The organism is Streptomyces sp. NPDC034670 (genome assembly GCF_055574875.1).
Genome location: NZ_JBVITR010000039.1, coordinates 16,116 through 30,237, shown reverse-complemented (window position 1 = coordinate 30,237; position 14,122 = coordinate 16,116). Strand labels below are relative to the sequence as shown.

Here is a 14,122-nt window from a genome sequence, read left to right as displayed (position 1 = left end):
GCATAAGATGGGGTCGCCGCCCCTCGGGCCCGCCCCTTCTCCCCCCACCACCCTACCCCCGAAGGAAACGCGTCCGTGGTGCGCCGCCCCCCCCCTCCCCCCGGCGGCGCGCCGCGACGATCGCCGAACCGGACGGCGTGGTGAGCGCGTCGGTCGCGTCCTCGGGGACGCGGCTCTTCTCGAACCCCGGCGCGGCGGCGACACGCTCCGCCGCCGCGACACGGGGTGGAACCGCCCGCTCCGTCATGCCCGCGTCCTCCTTCGCCGTGAGCGCAACGCCATCCGCCGGCGACGGCGCCCGCGGGCGGTCGCCCGCGGGCGCGTGCGGTTCCCGCGGGCCCGGAGCGCGGAGGGCGCTCCGGGCCCGGTCCGCTCACGCCCTGCGCACCTCCTCGAGGCTGACGGGACGGTGCTCGTGCAGCGACAGGGTGCACGCCTCGGCGATCCAGCCCGCCTCCAGGGCGTCCTCGACCGTGCACGGCGAGGGACGGGAGCCCGCCACGACCTCGGTGAACGCGGTCAGTTCGGCGCGATAGGCGTCGGCGAAGCGGTCCATGAAGAAGTCGTGCGGGGTACCCGCCGGGAACGTCACGCCGGGCTCGACCGAGCGCAGCGGCAGCTTGTCCTCCAGCCCGACCGCGATGGAGTCCGCGAAGCCGTGGATCTCCATGCGGACGTCGTAACCCCGCCCGTTGTGGCGGCTGTTGGAGACCACCGCGAGGGTGCCGTCGTCCAGGGTGAGGACCGCGCCGGTGGTGTCGGCGTCGCCCGCCTCCCTGATGAAGCCGGCGCCCCGGTTGCCGCCGGCCGCGTACACCTCGGTCACCTCGCGGCCGGTCACCCAGCGGATGATGTCGAAGTCGTGCACCGAGCAGTCGCGGAAGATGCCCCCGGAGGCGGCGACGTACGCGGCCGGCGGCGGTGCCGGGTCCAGCGTCGTCGAGCGCACGGTGTGCAGCGTGCCCAGCTCCCCGCGGCGCACGGCCTCCCGCGCGGCGACGAAGCCCGCGTCGAAGCGGCGGTTGTAGCCGATCTGGACCGGCACGTCCCGGTCCCCGACCGCCTTGAGCACCTCGACGCCCTCGGCCATGGTGCGGGCGACGGGCTTCTCGCAGAAGACGGGGACGCCGGCCTCGACGCAGGCGAGGATCAGCCCGGGGTGGGCGTCGGTCGCGGCGGCGACGACCACGCCGTCCACGCCGGCCGCGAGGACGGCCTCGGGGGAGTCGGCGACCTCGGCGCCGAACCGCTCGGCGGCGGCCTTCGCGGCACCCGCGAACGGGTCGGAGACGACGAGGGAGCCGACGGTGTCGAGCCCCGAGAGGGTCTCGGCGTGGAAGGCGCCGATGCGGCCGAGACCGAGGATTCCGATGCGCATGGGGGAGGGTGCTCCTTGGGTGCGGAGTGCGGAGTGCGGAGTGCGGAGTGCGGGGTGCGGGGTGCGGGGTGCGGGGTGCGGGGTGCGGGGTGCGGGGATGGGGACGGGGGGGGTGTGCGAGCGGGGGCGGGGAGGTCAGTCGAGGCCGCCGAGGACGTTCTGGTCCCAGTCGATCACGGAGCCGGTGACCACCCCGGAGCGGTCCGAGAGCAGGAGGACCACGAAGTCGGCGATCTCCTCCGGCCGGCCGAGCCGGCCCATCGGCAGCCGCGCGGCGGCCCGTTCGCGCCAGTCGTCCCCGGCGCCGTGGAAGGTGCGCTGGGTCGCGTCCTCGCCCTCGGTGGCGGTCCAGCCGATGTTCAGGCCGTTGATCCGGATGCGGTCCCAGCGGTGGGCGTGGGCCGCGTTGCGGGTCAGGCCGGCCAGACCGGCCTTCGCGGCGACGTACGGCGCCAGGAACGGCTGCCCGCCGTGCGCGGAGGAGGTGATGACGTTGACGACGGTGCCCGGTTCCCCGCGCCGCACCATGTCCGCGACGGCGGCCTGCATCGCGAAGAACGGGGCCCTGAGGTTGACCGCGATGTGCCGGTCGAACAGCTCGGGCGTGGTGTCCAGCAGGGTGCCGCGCGCGGTCAGGCCCGCCGAGTTCACCAGGCAGTCCACCCGGCCGTGCGCCTCGACCACCCGCGCGACGGACGCCTTGGCCTGCTCGGCGTCCGCCAGGTCGGCGCGGACGAACATCGCCTCGCCGCCCCGGGCGGTCAGCTCGGCCGCCAGGGCCTCGCCGGGGCCGGGGCGCCGGCCGGTGACGGCCACCGCCGCCCCCTCGCGGACCGCGGCCCGTGCGACGGCGGCACCCACGCCCTGGCTGCCGCCGTTGACGAGGACGACCTTGTCGTCGAGAAGTCCCATGGTTCCTTCCGGGTCTCTTCCGGTCTCTTCCGGGTCTCTTCAGCTCTCGCGCCGCCGGGCGCCGGCCCGCAGCGCGTCCCGCAGGGCCCGCACGGTCCACTCCTCGCGCAGCGCCCGCCGTACGACGTCGGCCTGCGAGGGCGGGGCCAGGCCCTCGACCGGCGGGTCGTTGTCGAGGTTGGTGGGGAAGGGGTAGCCCTCGGCGCTCGCCGCGATCACGTTCTCCAGCCACTGCTCACCGGCGCCCTCGGCCTTGCGCGCCAGCAGCACCGGGTAGACGGCGTCCGTCACGGCCGCGCGGTCGACGGTCTCCATCGCCCGCCCGAACGCGGACGACACCTGCAGCAGGTTGGCCATGCGCCGGATGTCCGCCGAGCGGTTGGCGCCGGCCGCGTGGAACAGGGCGGGGTTGAAGAACACCGCGTCGCCCTTGGCGAGCGGCAGCTGGACGTGGTGCTCCTCGAAGTACGCCCGGAACTCGGGGAGCCGCCAGGCGAGGTAGCCCGGCTCGTACTTCTGCGAGTGCGGCAGGTAGAGCGTCGGGCCGGACTCCACGGGCATGTCGCAGTGCGCGACCGCGCCCTGGAGGGTGAGCACGGGGGAGAGGCGGTGCACGTGCGCCGGGTAGGCGGCGACGGCCTCGCCCGCCAGGAAGCCGAGGTGGTAGTCGCGGTGCACGGTCTGCGCGGCGCCGCCCGGGTTGACCACGTTGACCTGGGAGGTGACCTGGTAACCGGGGCCCAGCCAGGCCGAGGAGACCAGGGCGATCACGTCGTTGGCGTAGTAGTCGGCGAACGCCTCCGGGTCGTGCAGGGCCGCCTTCTCCAGGGCGTTCCACACCCGGTCGTTGGCGCCCGGCGCGGCGAAGTGGTCGCCGGCGGCGGCGCCCGAGGCGCGCTGCTCGGCGATCAGGGCGTCGAACACGGCGGAGGTCCGGTCCACCACCTCCGGATCGGGGAAGGCGCCGCGGACCACCACGATGCCGGGGCCGTCGGCGAGGGCGCGGACCAGTTCGGCCCGGACCGCGTCGCGGTCGGCGAGGGCGAGCCGGTCGGCGTCGTAGAGGAGCACGTTCCGCTCGACGGCGGAGGCGTGCGGGTGGGCGGCGGGGTCGGTCGTCTGCTCGACCAGGGCGCGGAAGGCGTCCAGGTCGCAGTCCCGCTCGGACAGCCAGACGGCGGAGGAGGGGGCGGTCCGCGCGGGGGCGGGGGCAGTGGAGGACATCCTCGTCCTTTCGGGTCACGGAGCGACTCGGTTCTGCCATTCTTGTCAGTACAAACCCTTCGAACAACCAGCAGGAAGCCATCAAAAACCCCTCAGGAGCCGAGGCATGGGCCACCCTTTCCCGATCCGGGAGATCGCACGTCAGGCAGGGCTGAGCGAGGCCACCGTCGACCGGGTCCTCAACGGCCGGGGCGGCGTGCGGGAGAGCACCGCGCAGGAGGTGCACCGGGCGATCGCCGACCTGGACCGGCAGCGCACCCAGGTCCGGCTGGTCGGCCGGACGTTCATGGTGGACATCGTGATGCAGGCGCCGGAGCGGTTCTCCACCGCCGTCCGCGCCGCCCTGGAGGCCGAACTGCCGTCCCTGCACCCGGCCGTGGTCCGCTCCCGCTTCCACTTCCGCGAGACCGGCCCGGTCGCGGAGCTGGTCGCCGTCCTCGACCGGATCGGGCGGCGCGGCTCGCAGGGAGTGATCCTCAAGGCCCCGGACGTCCCCGAGGTCACCGCCGCCGTCGGCCGGCTCGCGGCGGCGGGCGTCCCGGTGGTGACGCTGGTGACCGATCTGCCCGCGAGCGCCCGGGCCGGCTACGTCGGCAGCGACAACCGCGCGGCCGGCGCGACCGCCGCGTACCTCGTGGGGCAGTGGCTCGGCGACCGCCCGGGCAACGTGCTCACCAGCCTCTCCAGCGGCTTCTTCCGCAACGAGGAGGAGCGGGAGATGGGGTTCCGCAGCGCCATGCGCGCCCGGCACCCCGGGCGCGCCCTCGTCGAGATCGCCGAGGGACAGGGCCTGGACGCCACCCAGTACGACCTGGTCCGGGCCGCCCTGGAGCGCGACCCGGACATCCGCGCCGTCTACTCGATCGGCGGCGGCAACATCGCCACCCTGCGGGCCTTCGAGGACGCCGGGCGCGAGTGCGCCGTGTTCGTCGCGCACGACCTCGACCACGACAACACCCGGCTGCTGCGCGAGCACCGGCTGTCCGCCGTGCTCCACCACGACCTGCGCCACGACCTGCGCGAGGCCTGCCACGTCGTGATGCGCGCCCACGGGGCGCTGCCGCCCGCCGGGCCCACCCCCCTCTCCCCGATCCAGGTGGTCACCCCCTACAACATGCCGCCCCTGACGTTGGCCGGGTGAGAGCCCGCGCCGAACGCGCCCCGGCCCGGGCGTGTACTCCCGTGCGCCGGGCCGGGCCCGCCTACCGTCGGGCGCATGAGGAAACCGATCCCGGAAGGCGGCCCCGAACGGCTGGTGGCGCTCGCCGACGGCGTGTTCGCCATCGCCATCACCCTGCTGGTCCTGGACATCTCCGTGCCGCAGGGGCTGGACTCCGAGGAGTTCCACCAGGCCCTGGGCGACACGCTGCCCAACCTGGGCGCCTACGGGATCAGCCTGGCGGTGCTGGCCGGCTTCTGGCGCGACCACCGGGCGATCTTCCGCACCGTCCAGCAGGTGGACGGGGACGTGATCGGGCTGACCGTGCTCGGTCTGGGCCTCGCGGCGCTGCTGCCGTTCCCGACCACGCTGGTCTCCGAGTACGGCGACGAACGCGTCTCGGTGATCGTCTACTCGGTGGCGGTCGCCTCGCTCGGCGCCGTCCACCTCGCGCTGGCCGCCCTCGTCGCCCGCCGTCCCTGGCTGCGCGGCGGAGCCGCACCCGTGCGCGACGAGACGCTCTACGCCGTCGACCTGGGGGCGACGGTGGCGGTGTTCCTGGTGACCATCCCGCTCGTCCTGCTCGTCGGGCCCGCCGCCATGTGGTGGTGGCTGGTGCTGGTGCCGCTCAAGGTCTGGCTGGGCCGCCGGGAGAACGCGGCCCGCTGAACCGTCACGCCGGAGCGTCCACCGTCACCCACGCCCCGCTCCCGGCCGACCGCGCCATCGCGTCCAGCGCGGCCGCGCTGTGCACGGCGTCCGCGAGGGTGGCGCCGTGCGGGACGCCCTCGGCGACGGAGCGCAGGAAGCGGTACGCCTCGATGACCTTGAGGTCGTCGTAGCCCATGGCGTTCGCCGCGCCCGGCTGGAAGGCGCCGAACTCGCCCTGGCCCGGGCCGACGTAGACGGTGCTGACGGGCTGGTCCTGGTAGACCGTGCCGCGGCCGACGCCCAGTTCGTTCATGCGCCGGAAGTCCCAGAAGACCGCGCCCTCGGTGCCGTGCACCTCGAAGCCGTAGTTGTTCTGCTCGCCGACCGAGACCCGGCAGGCCTCCAGCACCCCGCGCGCGCCGGAGGCGAAGCGCAGCAGGCAGTTCACGTAGTCCTCGTTCTCGACCGGGCCGAGGTCGCCGCCGGCGGCGCGGGAGTGGCCGGCCGTGGCGCCGGCGGGACGGGCCCGCTCGGGCAGGAAGATCGCGGTGTCGGCGGTCAGGGAGGCGATGTCGCCGAGCAGGAAGCGGGCCAGGTCGACGCCGTGCGAGGCCAGGTCGCCGAGCACCCCGCTGCCCCCGCGCTCCCGTTCGTACCGCCAGGTCAGGGCCCCCTCGGGATGGGCGGCGTAGTCGCTGAACAGCCGGATGCGGACGTGCGTGACCCGGCCGATCCCGCCGGAGGCGATCAGTTCCCGGGCCGCCTCCACGGCGGGCGCGTTGCGGTAGTTGAAGCCGACCGCGCCCTGGACCCCCGCCTTCGCGACCGCGTCCGCGACCGCGCGGGCGTCCTCGGCGCTCAGACCGACCGGCTTCTCGATCCAGAGGTGCTTGCCCGCCTCGGCCATCGCGACGCCGATCTCGCGGTGCAGGAAGTTCGGGGCGGTGACGCTGACGGCCCTCACCCTCGGATCGGCGGCCACCTCGCGCCAGTCGCGGGTCGCCGCGGCGAACCCGAACTGCGCCGCGGCCTCCTCGGCCCGGCCCGGCACCTCCTCGGCGACGCACACGAGTTCCGGACGCAGGGCGAGGTGCGGGTAGTGGTGGAGCACGCGGGCGTACGCCTGGGTGTGCACCCGTCCCATCCAGCCGAATCCGATGACGGCGACACCGAGCGTATCCACCATGAGAGCCCTTCTTGGACCGTTCCAGGATCTGTCCACGTCACCCTGATCGGCTGTGACCAGGGGTGTCAAGGCTTTGACAGGAGGACGGGCGGCGTGGAACGGTCCAACGCGTGAAACCGCCGACGATCCGTGATGTGGCCGCACGAGCCGGCGTGTCCAAGTCGCTGGTCTCCCTGGTGCTGCGCGGTTCGGACCGGGTGCGCCCGGAGAAGCGGGAGGCGGTGCTGCGGGCCGCGCGCGACCTCGGTTACCGGCCCAATACCGCCGCGCGCAGCCTGAGCGAACGGCGCGCCCTCCCCCCGGCTCCCGGCTCCGCCCGCGCAGGGACGGTCCCCCACCGGGATCCCGGTGCCTCGCCCCTGATCGGCGTCCTCCTCGACGACCTGCGCAACCCCTGGTTCGTCGACCTGCTCGACGGCCTCAACTCCCCGCTGCGCGCGAGCGGCCTGCGCATGCTGCTCGCCGACGCCCGCCTCAACCGCCGTACGGGCCGGGACCCGGCCGAGCCCTTCCTGGAACTCGGGGTCGAGGGCCTGGTCGTGGTCGGCACGCTGCCCGACCCGGCGGCGCTCGAAGCGGTCGCCGGGCGGATACCGGTGGTGCTGGCGGGCGGCCGGGAACCGGTGCCGCCCGGGGTGGACGTGGTCGCGGGCGACGACGAGCACGGCGCCCGGCTGGTCACCGAGCACCTCGTCGGCCTCGGGCACCGCCGCATCGCGCACGTCGCCGGGTACGGCGCCGTGGGCGAGCTGCGCCGGCGCAGCTTCGAGGTGACGATGGACCACCACGGCCTGGCGGACCGGGCGGTGGTGGAGCCCGGCGACATGACCGAGGAGGGCGGCTACCGCGCCGCCGTCCGGCTGCTGAACCGCCCCGACCGCCCCACCGCCGTCTTCGCCGTCAACGACCTCACCTGTGTGGGCGTCCTGTCGGCGGCCGAGGAACTGGGGCTGCGGGTCCCGCGGGACCTGTCGGTGGCCGGCTACGACGACACGAGCATCTCCCGGCTGCGCCACCTGTGGTTCACCACCGTCGACAACGCGGGCCACGAGGTGGGTCACCGCGCCGCCCGCCTCCTCCTCGACCGGCTCGAGGCGCCCGGCGGCGCCGGGGAACTCCACCTCGTGGCACCGGCGCTGGAGATCCGGGGGACCAGCGCGCCCCCGGCTGACGGCTGACGTCCGTGCGTCGGCCCCGTACCGCACGAGCGGGGACCCGGGACGCCGCGAGCAGAGACCCGGGACGCCGCGAGTGGGCGGACAAAATTGTTGACAATTCTGTTTCGCTAGTTTACGTTCGACAGGCACTCACTCAGGGAGAGCAACGATGCCGAACCAAGCCCGTCCGAACTCCGGGGAGCAGGCGAAGCAGTACGCGCTCGCGCAGCTGCGGCAGGCGATCCTGCAGGGCGAGATGGCGCCGGCCCAGCGGCTGGTGGAGAACGAGCTCGCCGAGCAGTTCGGAGTGACGCGGGCCAGCATCCGGGCGGCACTGATCGAGCTGGAGGCGCAGGGGCTGGTCGAGCGGATCCGCAACCGCGGCTCACGGGTGCGGGTGGTGACCGTGGAGGAGGCGGTCGCCATCACCGAATGCCGGATGGTGCTGGAAGGGCTCTGCGCGGCGAAGACCGCCGTGGCGGCGACCGACGAGCAGCTGGCCGAACTGGCCTCCCTGGGTTCGGCGATGACCAAGGCCGTGGCCGACGGCGAACCGCTCACCTATTCCGACCTCAACCACGAACTGCACGTCCGCGTGCGGGAGTTCTCCGGCCAGCGGACGGCCGTGGAGCTCCTGGAGCGGCTCAACGCCCAACTGGTGCGCCACCGCTTCCAGCTGGCGCTGCGGCCGGGGCGGTCGCAGCAGTCCCTGAACGAGCACCTGGCCATGATCGAGGCGATCGGGGCCAGGGACCCGAAGGCGGCCGAGGAGGCCGTCCGCGCCCACCTCGCCAGTGTGATCGAGGCACTGCGCGGCTGACCCCCGGCCCACCGCCCGGTACGGCCGCGCACACGCCCCGTGCGGGCAGAGCGCGCGCCGCGCCGCCCCCGCCGGGTTCCGGCGGACGTCCCTCCCGCCGCGTCCGCGGACCCGGCGACGCCCGCCCCCGGCGGATTCCGCGGCCCGGGCACCGCCCCCGCACCCGTCGCCGCCCCCGGTGCCCGCACCGTACGGTCGGGGCGCGGGGACGACGACGGGAAACGACGGGAAGCGGCGGGAAGCGGCGGAGGCGTCGGGGAACCATGGGGAACCATGGGGAACGAGGAGGAGTTCCGTGGCTGACGAGACGGTCGGCATCGTCGGTGCCGGCATCGTGGGCCTGGCCACCGGCCGGGAGATCGCCCTGCGCCGCCCCGGCACCAGGGTCGTGGTGCTGGAGAAGGAGCGGGAGGTCGCCGTCCACCAGACCGGACACAACTCCGGAGTGGTCCACGCCGGCCTCTACTACCCCCCGGGCAGCCTGAAGGCCGGCCTGTGCGTGCGGGGCGTGTCCCTGCTGCGCGAGTACTGCCGGGAGCGCGGGCTGCCCTACCGGGAGATCGGCAAGCTCGTGGTGGCGGTGCGCGAGGACGAACTGGGCCGCATGGAGAACCTCCACGAACGGGCCCGGAACAACCACGTGCCCGAACTGCGGAAGATCTCCCGGGAGGAGATCGGGGAGATCGAGCCGCACGCCGGCGGCATCGCGGCCCTGCACTCGCCGCGCACCGCGATCACCGACTACCGGGCGGTGGCCCGCGAGTTCGCCCGGGACATCGAGGCCTCGGGCGGCGAGGTCAGGCTCGGCTTCCCGGTCACCTCGGTCACCCCCGTCCCGGGCGGCATCGAGGTGACCGGCACACCGGTGGGGGCCTCCCGGGCCGACGCCCCGCAGAGGGTGCGCGTCGACCGGCTGATCCTCTGCGCCGGCCTGCACGCGGACACGGTGGCCCGGCTGGCCGGGGACGGCGGCGAACCCCGGATCGTGCCGTTCCGCGGCGAGTACATGCTGCTCAGGCCGGACCGCACCCACCTGGTCAACGGCCTCGTCTACCCGGTCCCCGACCCCCGCTACCCCTTCCTCGGCGTGCACTTCACCCCCCGGGTCGACGGCTCCGTCGAGGTCGGCCCGAACGCCGTCCTGGCCCTGGCCCGGGAGGGGTACAGCCTCGGCAGGGTCTCCCCGCGGGACCTCGCCGGCCTGGCCGTCCACCCCGGCGTCTGGCGCATGGCCGCCCGGCACTGGCGGACCGGCGTCAAGGAGTACCGGAGCTCCCTGTCCAAGGCGGCCTTCATGAAGGAGGCCGGGCGGTACGTGCCCGAGGTGGGCGCCGACGACGTCGTCCGCGGCGGCGCCGGCGTCCGCGCCCAGGCCCTGGACCGGGACGGCACCCTCGTCGACGACTTCCGCATCCACACCGCGGGCCGCGTCACCGCGGTCCGCAACGCGCCCTCCCCGGCCGCCACGGCCAGTCTGGCGATCGCCGAGCACATCGTCGACGCCGTGTACGGCGGCCGGAACGGCCTCTGACCACCCGGCGCACGCCCGGCGGGCCCCGCGGCCCTCACCGTGGCCGTGGCGGCGGAACCGGTGCCGTCGCGCGAGGAGGGGACCGGCGTCCGGGTGCGCCCGCATGGGGTAATGTTGATCCCCGTGATCACGCGGCTCGCCGCGTGCACCGCACCGGGACGTGGCGCAGCTTGGTAGCGCACTTGACTGGGGGTCAAGGGGTCGCAGGTTCAAATCCTGTCGTCCCGACGGTGGGAGAGGTCCCCACGGGCGAGAGCCCGTGGGGACCTCTCGTCGTCCGGGGCCGTCAGCGCGTCGCCGCGTCGACCAGCGCTCCCAGGGCCGAGGCCAGCCGGGACAGGCCCGGCCCCGCCGGCCCGCCCGGCTCGCTCATGTAGGTGTCCCGGCGGATCTCCACCATCAGCGCGGTCACCTCGGCCCGCTTCCCGTAGAACTCCAGCGGCACGTACGTCCCGGCGAACGGGCTGTCCAGCCCCGTCTCCCCGCACGGCGCGAACGCCTCGCGGGCCGCGTCGAGCAGCTCCGGCGGGGTGTGGAAGGGGTCCGTGCCCAGGCAGACCGCGGGCCGCGGCCCCTCGCCGTGCAGCTCGTAGGGCAGGGCCGCGCGGGGGTAGGAGTGCACGTCGATGATCACGGCCCGCCCGGTCGCGGCGAGCCGTCCGGTGACCGCCTCCGTCATCGCCTCCGCGTACGGACGGAAGTACCGCTCGATCAGCGGCCCGGCGTCGTACCCGTCGGGCCGCAGCACCTCCTCGTGCGTGGTCCGGGTGTAGACCGCGCCCATCCCGACGGCGAGCATCTCCTCCCGCTCGTCCGGGAACCGCTCGGGATCGACCACCAGCCGGGACAGCCGGTTCACGAACCGCCACGGCGTGCGCCCGGCCGCGCGGGCCGCCGCCTCGGCCAGCTCGGCCGTGTGCGCGTCGGTGATGTGGTCCAGCTCCCGCTCCAGCCCGGCGTCGTCCAGGACGATCCCGGACCGCACGGCGGCCGGTATCTCCCGCGAGGAGTGCGGTACGTGGAGGATCACGGGCGAGTCCGCGTCGCCGGGGAGGAGGGCGAAGGACGGCGGGACATCGGTCATGCGGCTGCTCCGGAGGTGTGGTCGGTGGTGCACGGCATCAAGGTGCCACACGGCACTGACAACGCCTCCGCCCCGGTCCCGCCGTCCCCGCTCCCTACGGCAGCAACTCCCGCACCAGCGCGCCGACCTGCTCGGCCTCCAGGAGGAAACCGTCGTGCCCGTACGGCGACTCCAGGAGTCTGAGCCGGTCGGCGCCGGGTATGCGGGCGGCCAGCTCGGCCTGCTGGGACGGCGGGTAGAGGCGGTCGGAGTCGACGCCGGCCACCAGCGTGCGCGCGGTCACCCGGCGCAGGGCGGCACGGACACCGTCCCGGCCGCGTCCCACGTCGTGGCCGTTCATCGCCTCCGTCAGGACCACGTAGCTGGCCGCGTCGAACCGGCGGACCAGCTTGGCCGCGTGGTGGTCGAGGTACGACTCGACCTGGTACCGGCCGCCCTTCCACGGGTCCTCCGCGCCCTGCGGCGCCCGGCCGAACCGGGCGGACAGCTCCGGCTCGCTGCGGTAGGTGACGTGCGCGATGCGGCGGGCGAGCCCCAGCCCCTCGTGCGGGCCGCGGCCGGTGTCGTGGTAGTCGCCGCCCTGCCAGTGCGGGTCGTTGCGGATGGCGTGCAGCTGGAGGGAGGACCAGGCGATCTGCTCGGCGCTCGCCGCCGCCGTCGTGGCGAGCAGCAGCAGCGCCTCCACCCGTTCCGGGTACGACACCGCCCACTCCACGGCCCGCATCCCGCCCATCGAGCCGCCGACCACCAGCGCCCACCGCTCGATGCCGAGGGCGTCGGCCAGCCGGGCCTCGGCGGCGACCTGGTCCCGCACGGTCAGGTACGGGAACGCGCCGCCCCAGCGGCGCCGCCCGCCGGGGCGCGGCGAGGCCGGCCCCGTGCTGCCCTGGCAGCCGCCCAGCACGTTCGGGGCGACGACGAACCAGCGGTCGGTGTCCAGCGCCCGCCCGGGCCCGATCAGGCCGTCCCACCAGCCCGGCGTGGGATGACCGGGTCCGGCGGGTCCCGCCGCGTGGCTGTCGCCGGTGAGGGCGTGCAGCACCAGCACGGCGTTGGACCCGTCCGGTGCCGGCCGCCCCCACGTCTCGAACGCCAGCCTGGCGCCGGGGAGTTCGCCGCCCGCCTCCAGGGGCAGGGGCTCACCGAGCGGGTGCCACCGGCGCCGGCCGGGCGGGTCCCCCTCCTGCCAGGCCCCGGTGGCCGGCGGGAGGGGGAGCGGGGCCCCGGTGGGAAGGACGGTGCTCAGGAGGCCTCCTTGGCCGCGCGGAACCCGGCCTCCAGGTCGGCCCTGAGGTCGGCGAGGCTCTCGATGCCGACCGAGAGCCGCACCAGGCCCGGTGCGGTTCCGGTCGCCGCGAGCTGCTCCTCGTTCAGCTGGCTGTGGGTGGTGGACGCCGGGTGGATGATCAGGCTGCGCACGTCGCCGATGTTGGCGAGGTGGCTGAACAGCTCCACCCCGTCCACGAACCGCTTGCCCGCCTCGACACCGCCCTTCAGCTCGAAGGAGAACACCGCGCCGGCACCGCGGGGCAGGTACGTCCGCGCCGCCTCGTGCCAGCGGTTGGACGGCAGGCCCGGGTAGTGCACCGCCGCCACCTCGTCGCGCTGCTCCAGCCACTCGGCCAGCGCCTGAGCGTTGGCCGTCTGCCGCTCCATGCGCAGGCTCAGCGTCTCCACGCCCTGCAGCAGCAGGAACGAGGAGTGCGGGGAGATCGCCGGACCGAGGTCGCGCAGCAGCTGGACCCGCAGCTTGACCGCGAACGCGCCGGGGCCGAGCGCCGGCCAGTACCGCAGGCCGTGGTAGCTGGCGTCGGGCTCGGTGAAGTCCGGGAACCGCTCGGCGTGCGCGCCGAAGTCGAAGGTCCCGCCGTCCACGACCACGCCGCCGATCGTGGTGCCGTGCCCGCCGAGGAACTTGGTCGCCGAGTGCACCACGATGTCCGCGCCGTGCTCGATCGGACGCAGCAGGTAGGGCGTGGGCACCGTGTTGTCCACGATCAGCGGCACGCCCGCGGCGTGCGCCACGTCCGCGACCGCCCGCACGTCGAGCACGTTGTTCCGCGGGTTGCCCAGGGTCTCGGCGTAGAGCGCCTTGGTGCCGGGCCGGACGGCCGCGCGCCAGGCCTCGACGTCGTCGGGGTCCTCGACGAAGGACACCTCGATGCCGAACTTCGGCAGGGTGTGCCGGAACAGGTTGTACGTCCCGCCGTACAGCGAGGCGGCCGAGACGATGTGGTCGCCGGCCCGGGCCAGCGTCAGGAGGGCCAGCGTCTGGGCGGCCTGGCCCGAGGCCAGGGCCACCGCGGCCACCCCGCCCTCCAGCGCGGCGACCCGCTGCTCGAAGACGTCCTGGGTGGGGTTGTGGATGCGGGTGTAGATGTTCCCCGGCTCCGCCAGCGAGAAGACGTCGGCGGCGTGCCGGGTGTCCCGGAACACGAACGAGGACGTCTGGTAGATGGGCGTGGCCCGTGCCCCGGTCGTGGGATCGGGTTCGGCGCCGGCGTGGACCTGCTTCGTCTCGAACGACCAGGCCGGCGCGGCGGGGCCGGCGGGCGTCCCCTCGGGCGTGTCGGCGGTACCGGGTTCGGTGGGCTGGCTCATGGTGCTCCTCGTGCGCGGTGCGGGCGCGCGGACCGCGGCGGGCGCGCGGGTCCGCGGACGTGCCCGTCGGATGCGGGGGCGTGCCGGACGTCCCCGGGGGCGGGTGCCGGGAGGACGTCGTGCCGACGCGGGGCGTCGGCTTCCGGCACGTTCTGTCGGGCCGGTGACACGTGCCGTGGCGGCGCGTCACCGCCACGATGGTAGGACGAGGCGCATGCGAAATGAGACGGCGTCTCAGTAGGTGGGCGCTTTCTTCATACCCCGTTCACGAACGCGCGGGGACCGGGGCACGCCCCGCCCGGACCGGCCGGCGGGGAGCCGCGGACACGGCTCCGGGGGGGGGGGGGGAGGGGGGGGGGGGGGGGGGGGAGGGGGGGGGGGGGGGGGGGTGTCTGCTCGAGGAGACCATCACCCTTCTT

At 74.7% G+C, this 14,122-nt stretch carries 12 protein-coding genes and 1 tRNA gene; 6 read left to right on the top strand and 7 right to left on the bottom strand.

Going from position 1 to position 14,122, the window contains the following annotated elements; all coding sequences use genetic code 11:
• Positions 1-373: 373 nt before the first annotated feature.
• The 3 genes from ACZ56B_RS23395 to ACZ56B_RS23385 all read right to left on the bottom strand — a co-directional run bounded on the left by ACZ56B_RS23395 (position 374) and on the right by ACZ56B_RS23385 (position 3,514).
• A complete protein-coding gene (locus ACZ56B_RS23395) occupies positions 374-1,378 on the bottom strand; it encodes a Gfo/Idh/MocA family protein (RefSeq protein ID WP_468793862.1) in 1,005 nt (334 codons plus the stop codon).
• Positions 1,379-1,513: 135 nt separating this feature from the next.
• On the bottom strand, positions 1,514-2,290 hold the full coding sequence (locus ACZ56B_RS23390; protein WP_468793861.1) for an SDR family oxidoreductase: 777 nt from the start codon (positions 2,288-2,290) through the stop codon (positions 1,514-1,516).
• Positions 2,291-2,329: 39 nt separating this feature from the next.
• Positions 2,330-3,514 (bottom strand): phytanoyl-CoA dioxygenase family protein, encoded by a 1,185-nt coding sequence (locus ACZ56B_RS23385; protein WP_468793860.1) that lies wholly within the window; start codon positions 3,512-3,514, stop codon positions 2,330-2,332.
• Positions 3,515-3,620: 106 nt separating this feature from the next.
• Here ACZ56B_RS23385 and ACZ56B_RS23380 point away from each other — a divergent pair, with 106 nt between their 5' ends.
• The gene (locus ACZ56B_RS23380; protein WP_468793858.1) at positions 3,621-4,655 is read left to right on the top strand and encodes a LacI family DNA-binding transcriptional regulator; all 1,035 of its coding nucleotides are present in this window, start codon (positions 3,621-3,623) and stop codon (positions 4,653-4,655) included.
• Between the two features lie 114 nt (positions 4,656-4,769).
• Complete coding sequence (locus tag ACZ56B_RS23375) at positions 4,770-5,342, top strand: TMEM175 family protein (protein WP_468793980.1); 573 nt, start codon at positions 4,770-4,772, stop codon at positions 5,340-5,342.
• A gap of 4 nt (positions 5,343-5,346) precedes the next feature.
• Here the strand turns inward: ACZ56B_RS23375 and ACZ56B_RS23370 are convergent, their stop codons facing one another.
• A complete protein-coding gene (locus ACZ56B_RS23370) occupies positions 5,347-6,510 on the bottom strand; it encodes a Gfo/Idh/MocA family protein (protein ID WP_468793856.1) in 1,164 nt (387 codons plus the stop codon).
• Positions 6,511-6,620: 110 nt separating this feature from the next.
• Between ACZ56B_RS23370 and ACZ56B_RS23365 the strand changes: the two genes are divergently transcribed.
• The 4 genes from ACZ56B_RS23365 (at position 6,621) to ACZ56B_RS23350 (ending at position 10,246) form a co-directional block, all read left to right on the top strand.
• Positions 6,621-7,688: a LacI family DNA-binding transcriptional regulator gene (locus tag ACZ56B_RS23365; protein ID WP_468793854.1), complete on the top strand. Its 1,068-nt coding sequence runs from the start codon at positions 6,621-6,623 to the stop codon at positions 7,686-7,688.
• Positions 7,689-7,836: 148 nt separating this feature from the next.
• Positions 7,837-8,487: a GntR family transcriptional regulator gene (locus ACZ56B_RS23360; RefSeq protein ID WP_468793851.1), complete on the top strand. Its 651-nt coding sequence runs from the start codon at positions 7,837-7,839 to the stop codon at positions 8,485-8,487.
• A 295-nt stretch (positions 8,488-8,782) separates the two neighbouring features.
• Positions 8,783-10,018 carry an L-2-hydroxyglutarate oxidase gene (gene lhgO, locus ACZ56B_RS23355; RefSeq protein WP_468793848.1) on the top strand — a complete coding sequence of 412 codons (1,236 nt, stop codon included), beginning with the start codon at positions 8,783-8,785 and terminating at the stop codon, positions 10,016-10,018.
• Positions 10,019-10,172: 154 nt separating this feature from the next.
• Positions 10,173-10,246, top strand: a tRNA-Pro gene (locus ACZ56B_RS23350).
• Positions 10,247-10,304: 58 nt separating this feature from the next.
• On the opposite strand, the gene ACZ56B_RS23345 is transcribed toward ACZ56B_RS23350, so the two are convergent.
• The 3 genes from ACZ56B_RS23345 to ACZ56B_RS23335 form a co-directional block, all read right to left on the bottom strand.
• Positions 10,305-11,102, bottom strand: a complete 798-nt coding sequence (locus ACZ56B_RS23345) for an N-formylglutamate amidohydrolase (RefSeq protein ID WP_468793845.1) — start codon at positions 11,100-11,102, stop codon at positions 10,305-10,307.
• 94 nt (positions 11,103-11,196) lie between these two features.
• Positions 11,197-12,348, bottom strand: coding sequence for a homoserine O-acetyltransferase MetX (gene metX, locus ACZ56B_RS23340; protein ID WP_468793977.1), 1,152 nt, complete (start codon positions 12,346-12,348; stop codon positions 11,197-11,199).
• A complete protein-coding gene (locus ACZ56B_RS23335) occupies positions 12,345-13,703 on the bottom strand; it encodes a bifunctional o-acetylhomoserine/o-acetylserine sulfhydrylase (protein WP_468793842.1) in 1,359 nt (452 codons plus the stop codon). The genes metX and ACZ56B_RS23335 overlap by 4 nt, the downstream gene beginning before the upstream one ends.
• Between the last annotated feature and the right edge of the window lie 419 nt (positions 13,704-14,122).